The organism is Kosakonia cowanii JCM 10956 = DSM 18146 (assembly GCF_001975225.1).
Taxonomy (GTDB): Bacteria; Pseudomonadota; Gammaproteobacteria; order Enterobacterales; family Enterobacteriaceae; genus Kosakonia; species Kosakonia cowanii.
Map to the genome: position 1 here is coordinate 4330541 of NZ_CP019445.1, position 18204 is coordinate 4348744.

Here is an 18204-nt window from a genome sequence, read left to right on the forward strand (position 1 = left end):
GGTGAATCTCCTTATTGATTATGCAGACCAAATTTGTATTCCATGGTGATGCCGCCGCCGAGGCCATGGGAACGATGGAAATCGCGCTTATCGTCCGTCAGCCAGGGTTTGCCTTTTACCAGCTTCCAGCTGTAGCTTGGGCCAAAGCCGGCAAACAGCGATAAGCCAGAGACAGCTTTCGACGTCCACGCAATAAAACCGCCATACTCCCACTGATTTAATTTGACGCCCTGATATTTCGCCCCAAAACCATAATTAGCGAAAATACCTGTGGTCAATTCCGGCGAGAGAACATATTTACCGTACCAATAAATCATCTGCTCATTATCATTGACGTAATCATTGCCTTCGCCATCCGCCGGGCTATTAAATGCGCCACGGGTGTTTTTACCCATATGCCAATAAAAGTGCCCGAGGCCATTATCCAACGGCGCTTTTGTTTTTGACCAAGCGACACCTGACTCCATTGCGTAATATTGGTAGCCCATCAGCGCAAAAATATGCTGCGCGCTATGGGTAAATCCGCGCGCACCTTCCCACTCTGCCAGCCCGCGATTGTAATACCAGGCACTGCGTAATAACAGCGACTCTTTTTCAGCCAGTGGCAATGTGAATTGCGCCTCTATTCCCTGACGGAAAAGATAATTATCACTTTCGCCTGCCAGCCAGCTTACGCGGGTATTTTTATCAGGACTCCAGCTTATATCACCGGTAACAATGTAATCGATGGGCTTATTAGTTTTTAAAGTATAAAAGCGGCGCTTTTCCGGTTCATCACGTTCTGAAAAACGGGTGACCCAGGCGGCGCGGGCAGAGAGATCGCCCAGGCCGCTCTCGAGACTTACCCCCTGCCATGAACTTGGTGCGGCCCGGCTGCGCGTGACGCTGAGCGTACCGAACTTATAAAGCTGCTTCCAGCCCGCATAGAGCCTGGCGTACGCATGCTCATCCTCCCATTTGAGCTTGGCGTAAAGCTGACCAATTTTGTTGAACCCTTCCGCATGACCGTTGTTATCGCGCAGCAGATCGCGCCCGGCAAAGTCTTTGTTCGCGTAGAGCTTGACCACGCTATACCATGAGGCATCGATACCGATGGCATCCCGGTACCAGCCGCTTTGATAATCAAGCAGCGCGCCCTGCGCCCACGCTTTCTGGTCACCAATACCGGCTTCTGAGAGCTGGTTATTAGTATTAATCATCCAGACATTTTTTAACGTGACATCGAATCGACTATTTTCAATAAAACCCTGAGTGTTGGGCAGTTCACTATTGGCAAAAGCGCAAGTGCCACTAATACCTGACAGGAACGCCAAAGGTAAGGCGAATTTAATATGTGCCATTTCTATTCCATTTTTATATTGCTGGCCGCAACTGCCGCGTTAAAAATAGTGCTAACGCGTAAGGCTCAGACAATTCCTTATAGTTATTTGCTTTACAGCTTTTATTTATTCACACCATCAAAACAAAAAAACCCAAACCCGAAATTCACAAGTGGTGAATTTGATGGTTTAGGTTTTGCCTGTTTAACAGTAACAACCCTGCGATGGTGTGGGTAAATAAATACCATCCCACATGGAAATAATCTACGAGCAATTTAGGTAAGAGCGTAAAAGTGTGACTCAGATAACGCTACGAATTGAGGCAATTACATCGTAGCGTTGCAGGATCCTATATTTCGGCGCGCGCAATGGCTGCCGCAATATCCTGAGAGGTTTTGTAGGTGCGAATTTCCGCAAATAGCTCACCAGCTTCAGCGTACTCTTTGCGCAGATAGCCCAGCCACTGCTTGATGCGGGCAACATGATACAAACCGGTATCACCCTGCTTCTCAAGCCGGCTGTATTTCGCCAGCAGCGCAACCACTTCAGGCCAGGGCATACGCGGCTCGTTATATTTCACCACCCGGCTGAGGTTTGGCACATTGAGCGCGCCGCGGCCAATCATCACCGCATCGCAGCCGGTCGCCGCCATGCAGGCCTGCGCACTCTGCCAGTCCCAGATTTCACCGTTGGCGATAACCGGGATCGACAGGCGCTGTCGGATCTCACCGATCGCCTGCCAGTTAATGCGCTCGGCTTTATAGCCATCCTCTTTCGTGCGGCCATGCACCGTCAGTTCGCTGGCACCCGCCTGCTGTACCGCATCGGCAATTTCAAACTGGCGGGCGGAGTTCTCCCAGCCAAGACGAATTTTCACCGTCACCGGCAGATGCGACGGCACCGCTTCACGCATCGCCTTCGCGCCGCGATAAATCAGCTCCGGATCTTTGAGTAATGTCGCCCCGCCGCCGCTGCCGTTGACCAGTTTCGACGGGCAACCGCAGTTCAGATCAACCCCCCACGAGCCGAGTTCAACCGCGCGGGCAGCATTTTCCGCCAGCCACTGCGGATATTGACCCAACAGCTGAACGCGCACTAATGTGCCTGAGGAGGTGCGGCTCTGGCGCTGCAATTCCGGGCAGATTTTATGGAAGGATTTTACCGGCAGCAGCTGATCGACCACGCGCAGAAACTCGGTGATGCAGAGATCATAATCATTGACGTCAGTCAGCAGCTCGCGCACCAGAGAATCGAGCACGCCCTCCATTGGAGCCAGTAATACACGCATAAATCACCCCGAAAAAATGAGGCGACATAGTAGCCGCTCTCCGGTAGCGAGGAAAGTGCCATTATCATCGAGCGCTGAAGGCTTAGCGTCCCTTTTTTTCACACTCTGGCTGGTTTGAACACATAATTTAACCAAATGGAATGTCTGGTATGCTCAAAATTCATGATGTGATCGGTAGCACGTTTTTAGCTTTAATTGTATGATGAATGCGTTTCAGCAAGGATTTCCACCATGAATAAATCACTGATAATCATCTGGCAGTACCTGCGAGCCTTCGCACTCATCTATGCCTGCTTATATGCGGGTATTTTTGTCGCCTCTCTGCTGCCGATCGCCATTCCAGGCAGCATTATTGGCATGCTGATTATGTTTGTCCTGCTGGCGCTGCAGATCCTGCCAGCGAAGTGGGTCAATCCCGGCTGTTTTCTGCTTATTCGCTACATGGCGCTGCTGTTTGTCCCTATCGGCGTCGGCGTCATGCAGTATTACGACGTGCTGCGCGCACAGTTCGGCCCGATTGTGGTCTCGTGCGCGGTGAGCACGCTGGTGGTCTTTTTGGTAGTGAGCTGGAGTACCCATCTGGTACACGGCGAGCGTAAAGTAGCCGGTCGTGAGGAAACAAAAGAGTGATGGCCTATATCTGGTGGTCCCTGCCGTTAACGCTGGCGGTCTTTTTCGCCGCCCGCAAACTGGCCGCGCGCTTTAAATTGGCGCTGCTTAACCCTTTACTGATCGCGATGGTGGTGATCATACCGCTGCTGTTGCTGACCGGTACGCCCTACGATCACTACTTCCAGGGCAGTAAAGTGCTCAACGATCTGCTGCAACCCGCAGTCGTGGCGCTGGCGTTTCCTCTTTATGAACAGCTGCATCAGATTCGTGCACGCTGGAAATCGATTATTACCATCTGCTTTATCGGCAGCCTGGTGGCGATGATCAGCGGAACGCTTATCGCGCTGCTGATGGGGGCCACGCCGGAGATTGCTGCTTCGATATTACCAAAGTCCGTCACCACGCCGATTGCCATGGCGGTGGGTGGCAGCATTGGCGGCATTCCGGCAATCAGCGCGGTGTGCGTGATTTTTGTCGGCGTGCTTGGCGCAGTCTTTGGGCACACCTTACTGAACCTGATGCGCATTAAGACCAAATCGGCACGCGGGCTGGCAATGGGTACCGCCTCGCACGCGCTGGGCACCGCGCGCAGCGCGGAACTTGATTACCAGGAGGGCGCCTTCAGCTCGTTGGCGCTGGTGATCTGCGGGATTATCACCTCGCTTATCGCGCCGTTCCTCTTTCCGCTGCTGATTGCGCTGTGGGGTTAAAATTTGCGATGTGTCGCGCAATTCTTCAATGCGTTTCATTAGTTGCATAAATAGTGTGATTTGAATCACATATAAAAGCGAAGCAGGCCCGTACACTGTCTCTCCAATACACTGCTATGAGGCACTGCTATGCATTCCCGTTTTCACACTGCTTTTTCCGGCCTGCCGGGTGAACTTCAGACCGCGCTGGCGCCTCTGCTGGCGGATGAACACTTCCCCGCTATGCTGAGCGCGGAGCAGGTGGCAACGTTGCAAAGCGCGACACAGCTCGATGCCGATGCGCTGGCCTTCGCGCTGCTGCCCCTCGCTGCCGCCTGCGCGCGCACGGATCTCTCCCATTTCAATGTCGGCGCGATTGCCCGCGGCGTCAGCGGCAACTGGTATTTCGGTGCCAATATGGAGTTTATCGGTGCCACCATGCAGCAGACGGTGCACGCCGAGCAGAGCGCCATCAGCCACGCCTGGCTGCGCGGTGAGACCGCACTCGAATCGGTGACCGTAAACTACACGCCGTGCGGCCACTGCCGACAGTTTATGAATGAGCTCAACAGCGGACTTTCGCTGCGCATTAATCTGCCAGGCCGCGCGCCGCATACGCTCGGTGATTACCTGCCGGATGCCTTCGGGCCGAAAGATCTTGAGATTAAAACCCTGCTGATGGACGCCCAGGATCACGGTTTCGCCCCGCGCGGCGATGCGCTGACGCAGGCGGCGATTACCGCAGCCAGCCAGAGCCACTCCCCTTATACCCACTCCCCTTCCGGCGTTGCTCTGCTCTGCCGCGATGGGCAGATCATCAGCGGACGTTATGCGGAGAACGCGGCGTTTAACCCGACCCTGCCACCGTTGCAGGGCGCGCTTAACCTGCTCAGCCTGAGCGGTTTCGACTACCAGGACATTACGCGCGCCGTGCTGGCGGAACGCGCTGACGCGCCGTTAACGCAGTGGGATGCAACAACGGCAACGCTGCGTGCGTTAGGTTGCGACGCGGTTGAGCGCGTAACGCTATGATGCGCATCACTGCGGTTAAGGCCGCAGTGATGAAAAACAGCGCGATTGAGCTGCCGTTTCTTGCGCTTGCGGTGTGGGTAAAGTAGCCTGAGTGCAATTTCAATCCCTTACCGAGCCAGCTTCATGTTAAAGCGTGTTTTTTACAGCCTGATAGTCCTGATTGGTCTGCTGGTGTTAACCGCGCTGGGTCTCGATCGCTGGATGAGCTGGAAAACCGCCCCCTATATCTACGACGACCTGCAGGATCTCCCCTGGCGCCAGGTCGGCGTGGTGCTTGGTACCGCAAAATATTACCGCACGGGTGTCATCAACCAGTATTACCGCTACCGCATTCAGGGCGCTCTTAACGCCTATAACAGCGGCAAGGTGAACTACCTGCTGTTGAGCGGCGATAACGCCCAGCAGAGCTATAACGAGCCGGTGACGATGCGTAAGGATCTGATCGCCGGCGGCGTTGACCCTGCGGATATCGTGCTCGATTATGCCGGTTTCCGCACGCTGGACTCAATTGTGCGCACCCGCAAGGTTTTCGACACCAATGACTTCATTATCATCACCCAGCGCTTCCATTGTGAACGCGCGCTGTTTATTGCCCGCCACTTAGGCATTCAGGCGCAGTGCTACGCCGTGCCGTCGCCTAAAGATATGTGGAGCGTGCGGGCGCGCGAATTTGGCGCCCGGCTCGGGACAATTGCGGATCTCTATCTGTTTAAACGTGAACCCCGTTTCCTTGGGCCTTTAGTGCCGATCCCTGCGATGCATGAAGTGCCCGAAGATGCTCAGGGCTACCCGGCAGTCACGGCCGAGCAGTTAATTGATATGCAAAAAAAGAGGTAGCAGAGCGGATTACGTGAATGGCACCGTACGGCCACTGCTTTTCACCGGACGCAGGAGCATAAAGTCACGGGCGATAAAGGCCTGGTGGTCGATAACAGCAGAGGTGTTCTTATCCAGCGTCCATGTGCCGTTAAGCGCGTTAAACTGCATCACCTTCTCCCCTTCCGGTGTCTCAACCAGATAGTCTCCCGTTTTCAGATAGCCTGCGCTGCAGGTGATCCGTGCCGGCGGGTTGTTGGCCATTCTGTACTCGATCTTGCGAAACCCGGTTTGCACCGAGCAGAAGTAGAAAAAAGGCAACGACGTGACGGTGAGATCGCCGGGTACGGCAATCACTTCGCCATCACGAAGCAGTTCAACATTTTTTAAGACGAAATTCACCTGGCTGGTTTTTTCATGCGGTGCGTGGTCAATTCTAAAAAAACAAAATTCATAAGCGCCCCTTGAGCTGCCATCACAACTCTCAAAGATTGTCCTTTAAGCGTATGTAGCCGCTGCGATGAAGACCTTCAGAATCCCCTTAAATTTGATCGGTTCTTCAATAGGATGCGCGCAGGACGGGGGTTTACAGGTCATAACAAGGCACACGACAACACAGCGCAAGCTGCATGACCCGTGCCTTTGCAGAGGTAAAAAGGGGGGTAAATCAGGCGACTTTTTCGTGCTCGATTTCATGCTCCGTCAGGCTGCGCTGCAAATCGTAGATCAGGCTGCGAACCATATCGGGGGTTAAGCTGAAAAACTGCGAGTCGAAAGTCGATGCACCCGGGCCATAAGGCGAAGTGCTGTAACCAAATTTCACAACGATGCTTTGCTGCTTGTCTACCGCGCCAACTTGCCATCCAGTGACGGGGAATGCCGGAAAAGCGAATTCATTCTTCATCCTAATCTCCTTATAAACGTTGGGACTACATAAAGCGTAGCAGCGACGCCGGATTTCTCCATGCCGAATAGATGAAGTTTTCTAATAGCAGAACAATAAAAAAGCCCGCACAAGGCGGGCTTGAGAGCAGCACAGAAGGATTACTTCTTGCGCGCGTATTTCAGGGAGTCCAGCGCCACGGCGAAGATAATGATCCCGCCCTTGATGATGTACTGCCAGTAAGGGTTGATGCCGATATAGGTCAGGCCGTAGTTGATAACGGTGAAGATGATCACACCGGTCACCACGCCCAGCACGGTACCAACACCGCCGCTGAAGGAGACGCCGCCCACCACGCACGCGGCAATCGCATCCAGCTCATACATAAAGCCGAGGTTGTTGGTCGCCGAGCCAATACGGCCCGCTTCCAGCAGCCCGCCGAAGGCGTAGAAGACGCCGGAGAGGGCATAGATCATCAGCAGGTTCAGCGCGACGTTCACACCAGAAACTTTTGCCGCTTCCGGGTTGCCGCCGATAGCGAAAATATTCTTACCGAAGCGGGTTTTGTTCCACAGCACCCAGACGAACGCCACGGCAATCAGCGCGTAGAAGGTGATGTAAGAGAGGCGGAAGCTACCGAGCGCAATAAAGCCTTGGGTAAAGGTGGAGAAGCCGCTGTCGAAGCCCGAGATTGGCGATGCGCCGACAAAGTCGTAGTACAGGGAGTTGATACCGTACACGATAATCATCGTACCCAACGTGGTGATAAACGGCGTCACGTTGAGGTAAGCGATGATAATACCGTTGATTAAGCCGATAATCGCGCCGATAACGCAGACGATCAGCACCACCACGATAATCGGCATTGTTGCCATCTCCGGGAACACCTTGTTGGCGTTCTCCATCGATTGCAGCAGCGTAGCCGCCACTACCGCCGCCAGACCGACCTGACGTCCGGCAGAGAGGTCGGTGCCCTGGGTAACAATCAGGCCCGCGACGCCGAGCGCGATAATAATACGCACCGAAGACTGGGTCAGAATATTACTTAAGTTCAGCAGGCTTAAGAACGTAGGGTCCTGGAAAATAATAATGGCCAGCAACACTAAAAGAACGACGTAAATACCGCCATCTTTCAGATAAGTGAGAAAAGTCTTTTTATTTAACGCACTCATGAGGAGCCCCTGATCTTAAAGGTGCAAAGACGCAAGACGGAGAATTTCGTTTTGCGTTGTCGTTTTAGTATCAACAATTCCAGCGACGAGGCCATTGCTCATTACCAGAATACGGTCAGTGATGCCTAACAACTCAGGCATTTCAGAGGAGATAATAATGATCCCCTTCTCTCTTTTCGCCAGCTCAGCAATCAGCTGATAAATTTCAAACTTCGCACCCACGTCAATACCGCGCGTCGGTTCATCAAGCATTAAAATTTCCGGCTGGGTTAACAACCAGCGTCCAATAATCACTTTCTGCTGATTACCGCCGGAAAGGGAACCAATCTGCGTGCGGTGGCCAGGCGTTTTTACCCGCATCGAGTCAATAACCCATTGGGTATCGCTCTTCATGCGGCTATTATCCAGCAAGCCCACTTTGTTACGATAATTCTGGATATTAGAGATTAATGAGTTAAATCCAATATCTAAATAGGCATAAATACCGGTTGAGCGGCGCTCTTCGGTGACCAGGGCAAAGCCGTTATTAATAGCTTCGTTGGCGGTATGGTTATTAATCGCCTTACCGTGCAGCTTAATGGTGCCGCCCGATTTTTCACGGATACCAAACAGCGTCTCCACGATATCGGTACGTTTCGCGCCCACCAGCCCGGCAATACCGAGAATTTCGCCCTTGCGTAAATCAAAGCTCACATCACGGATCGACGGCTGACGCAGGGAGGTAAGATTACGCACCTCCAGAATGGTCTCGCCAGGCGTGTTGTGCTTGTCCGGGAAGCGCTGGTTCAGGGAGCGGCCGACCATCATGGCGATGATCTTATCCATATCCAGCCCTTCCAGCGGCTGGGTAGCAATCCACTGCCCGTCGCGCAGAACGGTAATTTCATCGCACAGCTGGAATATCTCTTCCATCTTATGCGAGATATAAACAATACCGCAGCCACGCTCTTTCAGCTTGCGGATAATTTTAAACAGATGGTTGACCTCTTTTTCGGTCAGCGATGAGGTCGGCTCATCCATAATGACGATTTTGGCGTCATAGGAGAATGCTTTCGCAATTTCGATCATCTGCATCTGGGAAACGGATAATGTCCCGACTCGCGCGCGGGGATCGATATCAATATCCAGCTCATCAAAGATGGCTTTCGTGTCGTGGTACATCTTATCCTGATCGACAAACACGCCTTTGGTCGGGTAACGCCCGAGCCACATGTTATCCATCACCGAACGCTGTAATACCAGGTTCAACTCCTGGTGCACCATCGAAATACCGTTTTCCAGCGCCTCTTTAGCGGAGTGGAAATCGATCTCTTTACCCTGAAATAGAATGCTGCCGGAATCTTTTTGGTAGATCCCAAAAAGGCATTTTAATAATGTCGATTTACCCGCACCGTTTTCACCCATCAATGCATGAATAGAGTGAGGACGGACTTTTAAATTGACATTATCGAGCGCCTTTACGCCGGGAAAGGACTTGTTGATATTGCTCATTTCCAACAAGAATTCACCTGACGACTGAGTATTATTGCTGACCATAATTCTACCTTGTTGGCCTGGCATATCATTTTTATAAAAGGGCGTATTAAACAATACGCCCAGTGAGAACGGTCGAACTAAATCTTATTTACCGGTAATTTGCGCCAGGTTGTCTTTATCAACGCCGACGTAAGGAATACGGACAATCTTGTTCTCAATTTTCCAGGTGGTGCCATCTGCCGCACCTTTGCCATCAGCAAGGTTTTTCGCCAGATCGAAGGTCGCTTTCGCCTGGTTGTTGGCATCGTTCAGCACGGTACCGGCCATCGCGCCCGATTTCACCAGCGCCAGCGCTTCTGGCAGTGCATCGACGCCAAATACCGGAATCGCGGATTTGTTGTGGGCTTTCAGCGCTTCAACCGCACCCATTGCCATCGCATCGTTGTTGGCAATCACCACTTCGATTTTGTTAGCGTTCGGGCCAGAGAGCCACGCGTCCATTTTGTCTTTCGCCTGGGCGGTGTCCCACATTGCAGTATCTAATGCCAGTTGCTGGGTTTTGATGCCTTTATCGTTCAGCTCTTTAATCACGTAGGTGGTACGCGCTTCAGCATCCGGGTGGCCCGGCTCGCCTTTCAGCAGCACGAACTGAATCTGACCATCTTTGTTCAGATCCCAGCCCGGGTTAGCCGCCCAGTGTTTGGCAATCAGGTCGCCCTGAATCACGCCGGACTCTTTGGAGTCGGTGCCGACGTAGTAAGCTTTGTCATAGCTATCCAGCGCTTTGCGGGAAGGCTCTTTGTTGAAGAATACGATAGGCACATTCTGGCCGCGCGCTTTCTCGATCACCGTGCCCGCCGCAGCCGGGTCAACCAGGTTGATGGCAAGGGCTTTAACCCCTTTTGCCAGCAGGACGTCGATCTGATCATTCTGTTTGGATTGGTCGTTCTGGGAGTCGTTCATCAGCAGCTGAACATCCGGTGCTGCTTTACCGTCTTTCTCAATCGCCTTACGCACAACGGACATGAAGTTGTCGTCATATTTATAGATGGTCACACCAATACGGGTATCCGCTGCGTGTGCGGCTGCGCCAAACAGCATGCTTGCCATGACAGCAGACAGAGTCAACACCTTCTTATTCATGGTATCTCCGGTTTTATTATATGCAGGGTAGTGCTTGTGAATAGTGCTCGGCGGGTCAGTATGTTAAGAAGAGGTTACTGACACCCGACGTTCACGCTAAAAAAATTCAATCGTCCGTGTTCGGTAACGCTCCAGAAGATCGCTTTATCCGATGCTTTTACGTGAACGTCTCATTAAAAATGAATACTCACCGTTACATCGTGTTTCAGCTTCCAAAACGCTGACATCATAGTCAGCGCCTTGTTAAGATACTGTGAATTTACTCACAGATTGAAAACGGTTACATCGCGACGCATTACGAGTTAGTGATCGGCGCCACACTTTGTCGCAACGCCACAGAATGACGACGTACCAGCGTAGGCATAAAGCAGTGTGCGGCCTGCGGATCGAGCTTGCCCGCCGCCCCCTGTAGCGCCAGCTCCGTTGCCAGCCGTGCCATTGACGCCACAGGGTAGCGCACGGTGGTTAATTGCGGATCGGTGTAACGGGCAATGGGGATATCATCGAAACCAATCAGCGACAGATGCTGCGGCACCGCAATGCCGTTGTCTTTCAGCGCCGTCAGCGCACCCGCTGCCATGCTGTCGTTGTAAGCAAAAACGGCGGTCAATTGCAGATTGCGACCCAGCAGCTCTACCATCGCCGCCTCCCCGCCCTGCATATCCGGCGAACCGGTGCCAACCCAACTGTCCGGCGCGGCAATGCCCTGCTCTTCCAGTGCGCGGAACCAGCCCTCTCGGCGTGAATCGTTATCTTCTATCTGATGGCTGGAGGCGAGGTAGCCGATGCGTTGATGGCCATTATTCAGCAGCATGCGCGTCGCCATCACCGCCCCGCTGACGTTATCAAGGCAGACGCAGCGGTGGGCGTAACCGGGCACCACGCGGTTGATCAGCACCATGCCGGGGATCTGCTCCATAAAGCCCGTCAGCTCTTCATCGCTGAGCGCTTTTGAGTGCACAATCAGGGCGTTACAGCGCTGACGTATCAGCACCTCAATGGCGTGCCGCTCTTTTTCCGCCTCATGGTAGCTGTTGCCAATCAGCACATACTTTTGATGTTCCTGCGCGACGGTATCCACCGCTTTGACCAGCGCACCGAAGAAGGCGTCGGAGACGTCCATCACGATCACGCCGATGGTGTCGCTCACCTGCGTCGCCAGCGCCTGGGCGTTGGCGTTCGGGCGATAACCCAGCTGGGCAACAGCCTGCATCACGGTTTCGCGCGTCTCCTGGCTGACCAGGGCGCTGTTGTTGAGTACGCGGGAAACCGTCGCGACGGAGACGTTCGCATGACGGGCAACGTCACGAATGGTGATCATTTTTTCCCACCTTGTCTGAATGGCGGCACGTCACAGGCACCCCCTGGGTAAAGTAAGGAGGCTATTCTGGCAGTCGCGGTGGCTTTGCTACGTGAGAGGCATCACATCAATGGAAACGGTTACATCGCATTTGTTAACGATTGTGATCCAGATCGTTATCTGCTTGTAGGCGGTAATGCGCTGCCCGCCGCACGGGCGGTCAGTTGTCGCCATAGCCATTCGACGGGGCCCTGGCGGAAACGCCTTAGCCACAGCACGGAGAAGAGGATATTAACCGCCCAGACGGCGGGGACGATCGCCAGCAGTTGCAGGCGGTCAAAGCGCATAAACAGACCGAAATGGTTAAACAGCGTGGTGCAGATCAGGGTTTGCAACAGATAGTTAGTGAGCGCCATGCGCCCGACGCAGGCGATTGCGCTCACCAGTTTGCTGGCGCAGATTTGCGGCCAGAAGCCCCACGCCAGTGACGCATAGCCGATGGCCTGCACCGGTGCGCTCAGCTCGCGCGGGGCCTGCAAAAAGAAGGCGCACCAGCGGTACGACCAGCCCAGTTGCCACTGGGCGACAATGGCGGGAATATTCATTGCCATTCCCGTCACCACCAGCACGGCGCCGACGCGCCGGTAGTGGCGCAGCGGGAACTGCCCTCTCATCCAGCCGCTGCGCATGAGTGCAGCACCAATCAACATCAGCCCGGCCAGCTGCCAGCCATATTGCACGCCGAGCGCCAGTAAGGCGTTTGACAAGAGATCGCTGCGGTTGCTCAACCCCTCCATCAGCGTGCCGCTGGTGCGCCACCAGGCTTCATACTGCACGTTAGCGGCGTCCGGCAGCCAGAAGTTGTTCGGCGTCGTACCGGAGATGGCGCCCAGCAGCAGCAAGACGACAATGCCGATGAGATAGAGCACCACGCCGGTATGAAACATTGCTTTCACGCTCTGCGCATCGCGAATCATTCGCCAGCCGATAAGCCCCACCAGGCCATAAGCCAGCAGAATATCGCCTTCCCAGAAGAAGAGTGCGTGAATGAAACCGAGCAGCACCAGCAGCGTCAGGCGCGACTGGATCCAGCGCTTGCCGCGTGGCAGCAGCATCTGTAACCCGGCACCAAAGAGAATGGCGAACAGCGAGAGAAATTTTACCTGCGCAAAAAGGTCGAGCAGCGCCCAGGTCCAGGCATCATGCAGGGTGATGTCGCCATACCAGGCGGGATTGAGATAGGCCGCCTTCGGCAGACCAAAGGCGGTGATATTGAGCAGCAGAATGCCGAGGATGGCGAGGCCACGGATAAAATCGAGCGTGACGCTCCTTCCCATGTCGGCGGCTCCTGCAATCAGTTAGTGTGGCGAACGGCGCGCAGGAACTCCTGGCGGGTGTTCTGGCTCGACTTAAACAGGCCACCGAGCGAGGTGGTGGTGGTCGCACTGGTCGCATCGCGAATGCCGCGCGCTTTCACACAATAATGGACCGCATCAATCGATACCGCGACATTATTGGTGCCAAGCAGGGTTTGCAGCGCGGTGAGGATCTGCTGGGTCAGGCGTTCCTGAACCTGCGGGCGCTGGGCGAAGAACTGCACAATGCGGTTGATTTTCGACAGGCCAATCACCGACTCTTTCGGGATGTAAGCCACCGTCGCTTTGCCGTCGATAGTGACAAAGTGGTGTTCGCAGGTGCTGGTGAGCGTAATGTCGCGCACGGTCACCATCTCATCGACCTTCATCTTATTTTCAATGACGGTGATTTTCGGGAAATTGGCGTAATCGAGGCCGGAGAAGATCTCATCGACATACATTTTGGCGATGCGATGCGGCGTTTCCATCAGGCTGTCATCATTCAGATCGAGATTGAGCAGCTGCATGATCTCGGTCATATGGCCGGCGATAAGGCGTTTACGGGTTTCATTATCCATTTGCACCGGGGGGCGCAGCGGGGTTTCCAGACCACGGGCAACCAGCGCCTCGTGCACCAGCGCCGCTTCTTTACTGAGTGATGACATATTTTCTTCTTCTCCTGCAGGTATGGCGTGCTTCGCGTGTTGCGGCGAAGTGAGGCAACATTGTGCGTGAGGTCGCGCACATAATCCAGCCCGCCGGGGATAATTATTGAAATTGCCGCTGCCTTTCAGGCGCGACGTTTCCACACCAGAACACCGCCAATTACCAGCGCAACCGCCGCAATGCCGAGCGCCGGTTCAAGGCGTCCGGTAAGCCAGGTCGAGAGCGCAGAGGTCATCGGGCCGACCAGTTGCCCGACGGCATAGCCGGTGGTGAGCAGGCCCGCCATATAACGCGCGTGATAGGGTGCCAGCTCGCGACCATAGAGCAGTGAAAGCTGCACTGCGCAGAGAAAACCGCCGCCGACCAGCACCGCGCCGCACACCAGCCCGCTCAACCCCGGCAGAAGCCAGGCTGCCAGCACGCCCGCGCCCTGCAACCAGAGGACTATCGCCAGCCGCTGATGGCTCTGCCCGCAGTGGCGCAGCAGAATACTGAGACCAATGCCGATCACTGCCGCGAGGCCGAAAACCGGCCAGACAAACTGGGCAAACAGGCTGCCGGGAAAGCGCAGCGCTGCCATCTGCGACAAAAAGGTAGCGGGCAGAATATAGCCAAACCCGGCCAGGCTGTAGCTCCAGACCAGCCGTTTCAGATCGGTGGTCAGGTGCAGAGGCTGCGTCTTCACCTCCGGGCGGTGCCACTCACCGGGCTTCGGTAAGTAGCGGGCAATCAGCGCCACCAGCAGCAGCGCCAGCACGCCATAAACTTGCCATGCTGACGCAGCGCTTAAGCCTTTGGCCTGAATCGCTACCGCCAGCAATCCGCTTAACGCGATGCCCGCGCCCGGCCCGGCAAACACCGCCGCGCTGAGGCCCGGCTTTCCGGCATGGGCCAGCCGCTCATTGGTCCACGCGGCAATCAGCACCATTCCCCAGCCGCTCATCGCGCCGATAATAAGCCGAATCGCACCATGCAGCAGCGCGTTGTCTGCCAGCGCAGAGAGGAAGGTGAGCAGCACCGCGCCGCCAATGCCAAGCCACAGGCGCACTTCGATATGCCGCTTCGCGCGCATCGCATCCCAGGCACCGAGCAGATAACCCAGGTAGTTAATGGCTGCCACCAGCCCGGCGCTGGTGAGGGTGAGCTGGCCGTCGCGGATCATCAACGGCACCTGCGGGGTAAAGGCAAAGCGGCCAATACCCATCACCACCACCAGTACGATAAAACCGCAAAGCGCGACGCGTAACGCCATCTCCGCCTCCAAATGTTAATGTAAAGTTATGTTTATGATGCAGTATGTTGCGCAAGTGCGGAAGTGAAAGTTACTCACAGCGGCGTGAATTATCTGTATTATGCAGGGTTATCACTCTGTTTATCTCTGTGAAACCTGAGGAGCCCCGCATGGAATTGCTCGAAGAGCACCGCTGTTTTGAAGGCTGGCAGCAGCGCTGGCGTCACGACTCCAGCGTCCTGAACTGCGCCATGACGTTCAGCATCTTTTTACCGCCGCAGCGTAGCGATGCGCGCCCGCCGGTGCTTTACTGGCTCTCCGGCCTGACCTGCAATGATGAGAATTTCACCACCAAAGCCGGGGCGCAGCGCGTCGCTTCTGAACTGGGCATTGTGCTGGTGATGCCGGACACCAGCCCGCGCGGCGATGAGGTGGCTGATGCCGACAGCTACGATCTGGGTAAAGGGGCCGGCTTCTATCTTAACGCCACGCAGCAGCCGTGGGCCACGCACTACCGGATGTTTGATTATCTGCGCGACGAACTCCCGGCCCTTATCCAGAGCGAGTTTAACGTCAGCACCCAGGCGGCGATCAGCGGTCACTCCATGGGCGGCCACGGCGCGCTGATCATGGCACTGAAAAACCCCGGCCGTTACACCAGCGTCTCCGCCTTCGCGCCGATTGTGAACCCGCTGCAGGTGCCGTGGGGGCAGAAAGCCTTTACTGCCTATTTAGGTGAGGATGCCAGCCAGTGGCGCGAGTGGGACAGCTGCGCGCTGATGCTGGAAAGCGGCGACGGTGACGCCATTCCGACCCTTATCGATCAGGGGGATAGCGATCAGTTCCTCGCCGATCAATTGCAGCCGGCGCGGCTGGCAGAAGTGGCGCGGCAGAAAAGCTGGCCGCTGACCCTGCGCATTCAGCCAGGGTACGATCACAGCTACTTCTTTATCGCTTCGTTTATTGAAGATCATCTGCGCTTCCATGCGCAGCACCTCTTCCGCTAAGCGTCACCCCGGCGTTTTCGCGCCGGGGTCTCTCATCAGAAGCGGTAATCAATCGCCGCAAAGTAGCGACGTCCATCTTCGTTAAAGCTGTAGTCATCCCGGCTAAGATCTTTATCGCCGAGGTTGAGCACGCCCGCGCGCAGTTTGACGTTTTTCGTCGCCTGCCATGCGCCGCCCGCATTCCAGATAACATACCCGCCCGGCGTTGCGCCCTGTGACACCGAACGTTTTTCGCCACTGTAGTTCGCCGAAACATAGAACGACCACGCGTCGTTAGCCTGCCAGTCCAGCGTGCCGTTAGCGGTGTGGAATGGCAGATCCTGCAACGGTTTATTGCCACCGCCGCTCAGATTGCGCCCGTCGTTATAGGTGTAATTCAGGGTCAGCTTCCACGCTTCATCGAACGGGATTTTCACCTCCGTCTCTACGCCCTGAATACGTGCTTTATCAACGTTGTAATAGCGGAATACCGGCACCCGCACGCCCTGGGCGTTACGCTCAAAGCCGACAAAGTTAGGGTAGCCCGGCGCCTCGGTCAGGCTGCGAGTGCGGCTGATATTGATCATATCCTCAATATTGTTCTGGAAGGCGGTAACGCTGCCCTGAACGCCCTCCAGCCAGCCCTCTTCGCCGCTGTAGTAAAGCCCCAGTTCAAAGCTTTCGCTGGTTTCCGGTTTCAACTCCGGGCTGCCGACAATCCGGCAACCGCCGCGACAGGAGTTGGTCGCCCAGTCGGGGCTTAGCTGCAACAGCGACGGCGCTTTAAAGGCCGTTGCCCAGCCCCCTTTCACCGTTATGGTATCGGTGGCGCTCCACACCAGATAGGCGCGCGGGCTCCAGTGATCGCCATAGGTTTCATGGTCATCCATGCGAATGCCGGTGGTCAGCGCCAGCGGCTCGACAATGCGCCACTCATCTTCAATAAACAGCGCGTACTGATTAGCAGAGGTTTTGCTGCTGTTGCCGCCGGTCAGGTTAACGGGATCGCTGAGCTTGTCATGACGCCACTCCCCGCCAAGGGTGACTAACTGATTAATCTCGCCCAGCGGCAGCACTACTTTGCCATCCACAGTGTTGCTTTCCGAACGGATAGCGCTGGCGTTGCCGGGGTTTTTGTTATCAATCTTCTCGCCGTAGAAACGCAGCTCGCTGTTAGCGCTGCCCCAGCGCCCGTTGTGCGCCAGCGAGTAGTTCTGGCGATCGAGGCGGTTTTTATTGAGTGAATCAGAGTTGCGATCCTGGCGGTCATAACCGTAACCAGCGGTAAAGTCGTGATCTTTGGTTGGCGTCCAGGCCAGTTCAACATTGCCATCGCGGCTGGTAAAGCCCTCGATGCGCGGTGACTCACCGCTGGCGGCGGTTTGCGACGCTTGCTGACTATCTTTTTCGCGCTTCGCCACGCCGCCAAAGGCCTTCAGCCCGAGCACGCCGTCAATCAGTGGCCCGCTGGTATAGAACTGTCCATTTTGCGTATCGCCGCGATCGCGGTGCGCCTGAATGGTGGTATCCGCGGTAATTGAGCCGCTCCAGCGCTGGCCGATTTTTTTGGTGATGATATTCACCACGCCGCCGAGGGCATCGGAGCCATACAGCGACGACATCGGGCCGCGCACCACTTCAATGCGCTCAATCGCTTCTACCGGGATCCAGTTGAGGTCAAAATCGTTGTGGCGGAAGACGGCATTGCGCGAGTTGACGCGCTTGCCATCAATCAGGATCAGGGTGTAACTGCTGTTCAGCCCGCGCAGGCTGACGCCTTTGCGGTTATCCCCTTCATTGGTGAGCTGCACGCCGGGCACCTCTTTCAGCACATCTTTCAGGTTTTGCACCGGCCTGCGCTGTAAATCCTGCTGCGTGATAACACTGATGCTGGCGGGCGCATCTTTCAGGTTCTGCTCGCTGGCCGAAGCGGTCACCACCAGCGTTTCACCCTCCCCTGCGGCGGCCATCACCGGCAGCGCCAGCGTTAACGCGGACGCACAGAGGCCTCCCCGCATAATGGGATTCAAGGTAAACATTCCGTAACTCCATGAGGTCTGAAAAAGATTGAAAAATTTGCTCACGTATTGCAAAACCGCGCCCGTTACATTGACGGCAGCGTTATTGATTGCGGAAACATCAGGCGCGTGAATTCCGCCGGGTTCCCTTTCTTTTCAGGCGCTTACCTTAATGTAAACGAGAATGATTATCAATTTCGAGAACTTAAAGTTATGTA

The 18204-nt window shown here is 55.2% G+C and carries 16 protein-coding genes and 1 pseudogene; 5 read left to right on the forward strand and 12 right to left on the reverse strand.

Annotation, left to right across the window (positions count from 1 at the left end; translation table 11 throughout):
- Positions 1-11: 11 nt before the first annotated feature.
- The gene (locus BWI95_RS20545) at positions 12-1340 is read right to left on the reverse strand and encodes an OprD family outer membrane porin (protein WP_054804177.1); all 1329 of its coding nucleotides are present in this window, start codon (positions 1338-1340) and stop codon (positions 12-14) included.
- Positions 1341-1668: 328 nt separating this feature from the next.
- Positions 1669-2607, reverse strand: coding sequence for a tRNA dihydrouridine(16) synthase DusC (gene dusC / locus BWI95_RS20550; protein WP_054804178.1), 939 nt, complete (start codon positions 2605-2607; stop codon positions 1669-1671).
- 231 nt (positions 2608-2838) lie between these two features.
- Between dusC and BWI95_RS20555 the strand changes: the two genes are divergently transcribed.
- From BWI95_RS20555 to sanA, 4 genes are all read left to right on the forward strand, one after another.
- Positions 2839-3237: a CidA/LrgA family protein gene (locus tag BWI95_RS20555; protein ID WP_054804179.1), complete on the forward strand. Its 399-nt coding sequence runs from the start codon at positions 2839-2841 to the stop codon at positions 3235-3237.
- A complete protein-coding gene (locus BWI95_RS20560; RefSeq protein WP_076770160.1) occupies positions 3234-3929 on the forward strand; it encodes a CidB/LrgB family autolysis modulator in 696 nt (231 codons plus the stop codon). Before BWI95_RS20555 ends, BWI95_RS20560 begins: the two co-directional genes overlap by 4 nt.
- Positions 3930-4058: 129 nt before the next feature.
- Entirely contained in the window at positions 4059-4940 is an 882-nt protein-coding gene (gene cdd / locus BWI95_RS20565) for a cytidine deaminase (RefSeq protein ID WP_076770161.1), read from the forward strand.
- Between the two features lie 123 nt (positions 4941-5063).
- The gene (sanA, locus tag BWI95_RS20570; RefSeq protein ID WP_023479806.1) at positions 5064-5777 is read left to right on the forward strand and encodes an outer membrane permeability protein SanA; all 714 of its coding nucleotides are present in this window, start codon (positions 5064-5066) and stop codon (positions 5775-5777) included.
- 9 nt (positions 5778-5786) lie between these two features.
- Here sanA and BWI95_RS20575 read toward each other — a convergent pair whose 3' ends face one another.
- The 9 genes and pseudogenes from BWI95_RS20575 to BWI95_RS20615 all read right to left on the reverse strand — a co-directional run bounded on the left by BWI95_RS20575 (position 5787) and on the right by BWI95_RS20615 (position 15003).
- Positions 5787-6158: a hypothetical protein gene (locus tag BWI95_RS20575; RefSeq protein WP_232374396.1), complete on the reverse strand. Its 372-nt coding sequence runs from the start codon at positions 6156-6158 to the stop codon at positions 5787-5789.
- A gap of 265 nt (positions 6159-6423) precedes the next feature.
- Complete coding sequence (locus BWI95_RS20580; protein WP_023479777.1) at positions 6424-6660, reverse strand: bssS family protein; 237 nt, start codon at positions 6658-6660, stop codon at positions 6424-6426.
- A gap of 140 nt (positions 6661-6800) precedes the next feature.
- Positions 6801-7811: a galactose/methyl galactoside ABC transporter permease MglC gene (gene mglC, locus BWI95_RS20585; RefSeq protein ID WP_023479719.1), complete on the reverse strand. Its 1011-nt coding sequence runs from the start codon at positions 7809-7811 to the stop codon at positions 6801-6803.
- A gap of 15 nt (positions 7812-7826) precedes the next feature.
- A complete protein-coding gene (gene mglA / locus BWI95_RS20590; RefSeq protein WP_042715899.1) occupies positions 7827-9347 on the reverse strand; it encodes a galactose/methyl galactoside ABC transporter ATP-binding protein MglA in 1521 nt (506 codons plus the stop codon).
- Between the two features lie 84 nt (positions 9348-9431).
- The gene (mglB, locus tag BWI95_RS20595; protein ID WP_023479914.1) at positions 9432-10430 is read right to left on the reverse strand and encodes a galactose/glucose ABC transporter substrate-binding protein MglB; all 999 of its coding nucleotides are present in this window, start codon (positions 10428-10430) and stop codon (positions 9432-9434) included.
- Positions 10431-10725: 295 nt separating this feature from the next.
- A complete protein-coding gene (galS, locus tag BWI95_RS20600; RefSeq protein ID WP_054804180.1) occupies positions 10726-11751 on the reverse strand; it encodes an HTH-type transcriptional regulator GalS in 1026 nt (341 codons plus the stop codon).
- 155 nt (positions 11752-11906) lie between these two features.
- Positions 11907-13067 (reverse strand): DUF418 domain-containing protein YeiB, encoded by a 1161-nt coding sequence (gene yeiB / locus BWI95_RS20605; protein ID WP_054804181.1) that lies wholly within the window; start codon positions 13065-13067, stop codon positions 11907-11909.
- Positions 13068-13084: 17 nt separating this feature from the next.
- Positions 13085-13750 (reverse strand): GTP cyclohydrolase I FolE, encoded by a 666-nt coding sequence (gene folE, locus BWI95_RS20610; RefSeq protein WP_023479844.1) that lies wholly within the window; start codon positions 13748-13750, stop codon positions 13085-13087.
- A 103-nt stretch (positions 13751-13853) separates the two neighbouring features.
- Positions 13854-15003 (reverse strand): annotated as a pseudogene (locus tag BWI95_RS20615) (YbfB/YjiJ family MFS transporter).
- 149 nt (positions 15004-15152) lie between these two features.
- On the opposite strand from BWI95_RS20615, the gene fghA reads away from it, so the two are divergent.
- Positions 15153-15989, forward strand: a complete 837-nt coding sequence (fghA, locus tag BWI95_RS20620) for an S-formylglutathione hydrolase (RefSeq protein WP_054804182.1) — start codon at positions 15153-15155, stop codon at positions 15987-15989.
- A gap of 35 nt (positions 15990-16024) precedes the next feature.
- On the opposite strand, the gene cirA is transcribed toward fghA, so the two are convergent.
- The gene (gene cirA, locus BWI95_RS20625) at positions 16025-18007 is read right to left on the reverse strand and encodes a catecholate siderophore receptor CirA (RefSeq protein ID WP_076770163.1); all 1983 of its coding nucleotides are present in this window, start codon (positions 18005-18007) and stop codon (positions 16025-16027) included.
- Between the last annotated feature and the right edge of the window lie 197 nt (positions 18008-18204).

Bases quoted from the DNA above. Each gene is read 5' to 3' on its own strand.
- BWI95_RS20545 (WP_054804177.1), bottom strand. From the start codon at position 1,340: ATGGCACATATTAAATTCGCCTTACCTTTGGCGTTCCTGTCAGGTATT.
- dusC (WP_054804178.1), bottom strand. From the start codon at position 2,607: ATGCGTGTATTACTGGCTCCAATGGAGGGCGTGCTCGATTCTCTGGTG.
- BWI95_RS20555 (WP_054804179.1), top strand. From the start codon at position 2,839: ATGAATAAATCACTGATAATCATCTGGCAGTACCTGCGAGCCTTCGCA.
- cdd (WP_076770161.1), top strand. From the start codon at position 4,059: ATGCATTCCCGTTTTCACACTGCTTTTTCCGGCCTGCCGGGTGAACTT.
- sanA (WP_023479806.1), top strand. From the start codon at position 5,064: ATGTTAAAGCGTGTTTTTTACAGCCTGATAGTCCTGATTGGTCTGCTG.
- BWI95_RS20580 (WP_023479777.1), bottom strand. From the start codon at position 6,660: ATGAAGAATGAATTCGCTTTTCCGGCATTCCCCGTCACTGGATGGCAA.
- mglC (WP_023479719.1), bottom strand. From the start codon at position 7,811: ATGAGTGCGTTAAATAAAAAGACTTTTCTCACTTATCTGAAAGATGGC.
- mglA (WP_042715899.1), bottom strand. From the start codon at position 9,347: ATGGTCAGCAATAATACTCAGTCGTCAGGTGAATTCTTGTTGGAAATG.
- mglB (WP_023479914.1), bottom strand. From the start codon at position 10,430: ATGAATAAGAAGGTGTTGACTCTGTCTGCTGTCATGGCAAGCATGCTG.
- galS (WP_054804180.1), bottom strand. From the start codon at position 11,751: ATGATCACCATTCGTGACGTTGCCCGTCATGCGAACGTCTCCGTCGCG.
- yeiB (WP_054804181.1), bottom strand. From the start codon at position 13,067: ATGGGAAGGAGCGTCACGCTCGATTTTATCCGTGGCCTCGCCATCCTC.
- folE (WP_023479844.1), bottom strand. From the start codon at position 13,750: ATGTCATCACTCAGTAAAGAAGCGGCGCTGGTGCACGAGGCGCTGGTT.
- fghA (WP_054804182.1), top strand. From the start codon at position 15,153: ATGGAATTGCTCGAAGAGCACCGCTGTTTTGAAGGCTGGCAGCAGCGC.
- cirA (WP_076770163.1), bottom strand. From the start codon at position 18,007: ATGTTTACCTTGAATCCCATTATGCGGGGAGGCCTCTGTGCGTCCGCG.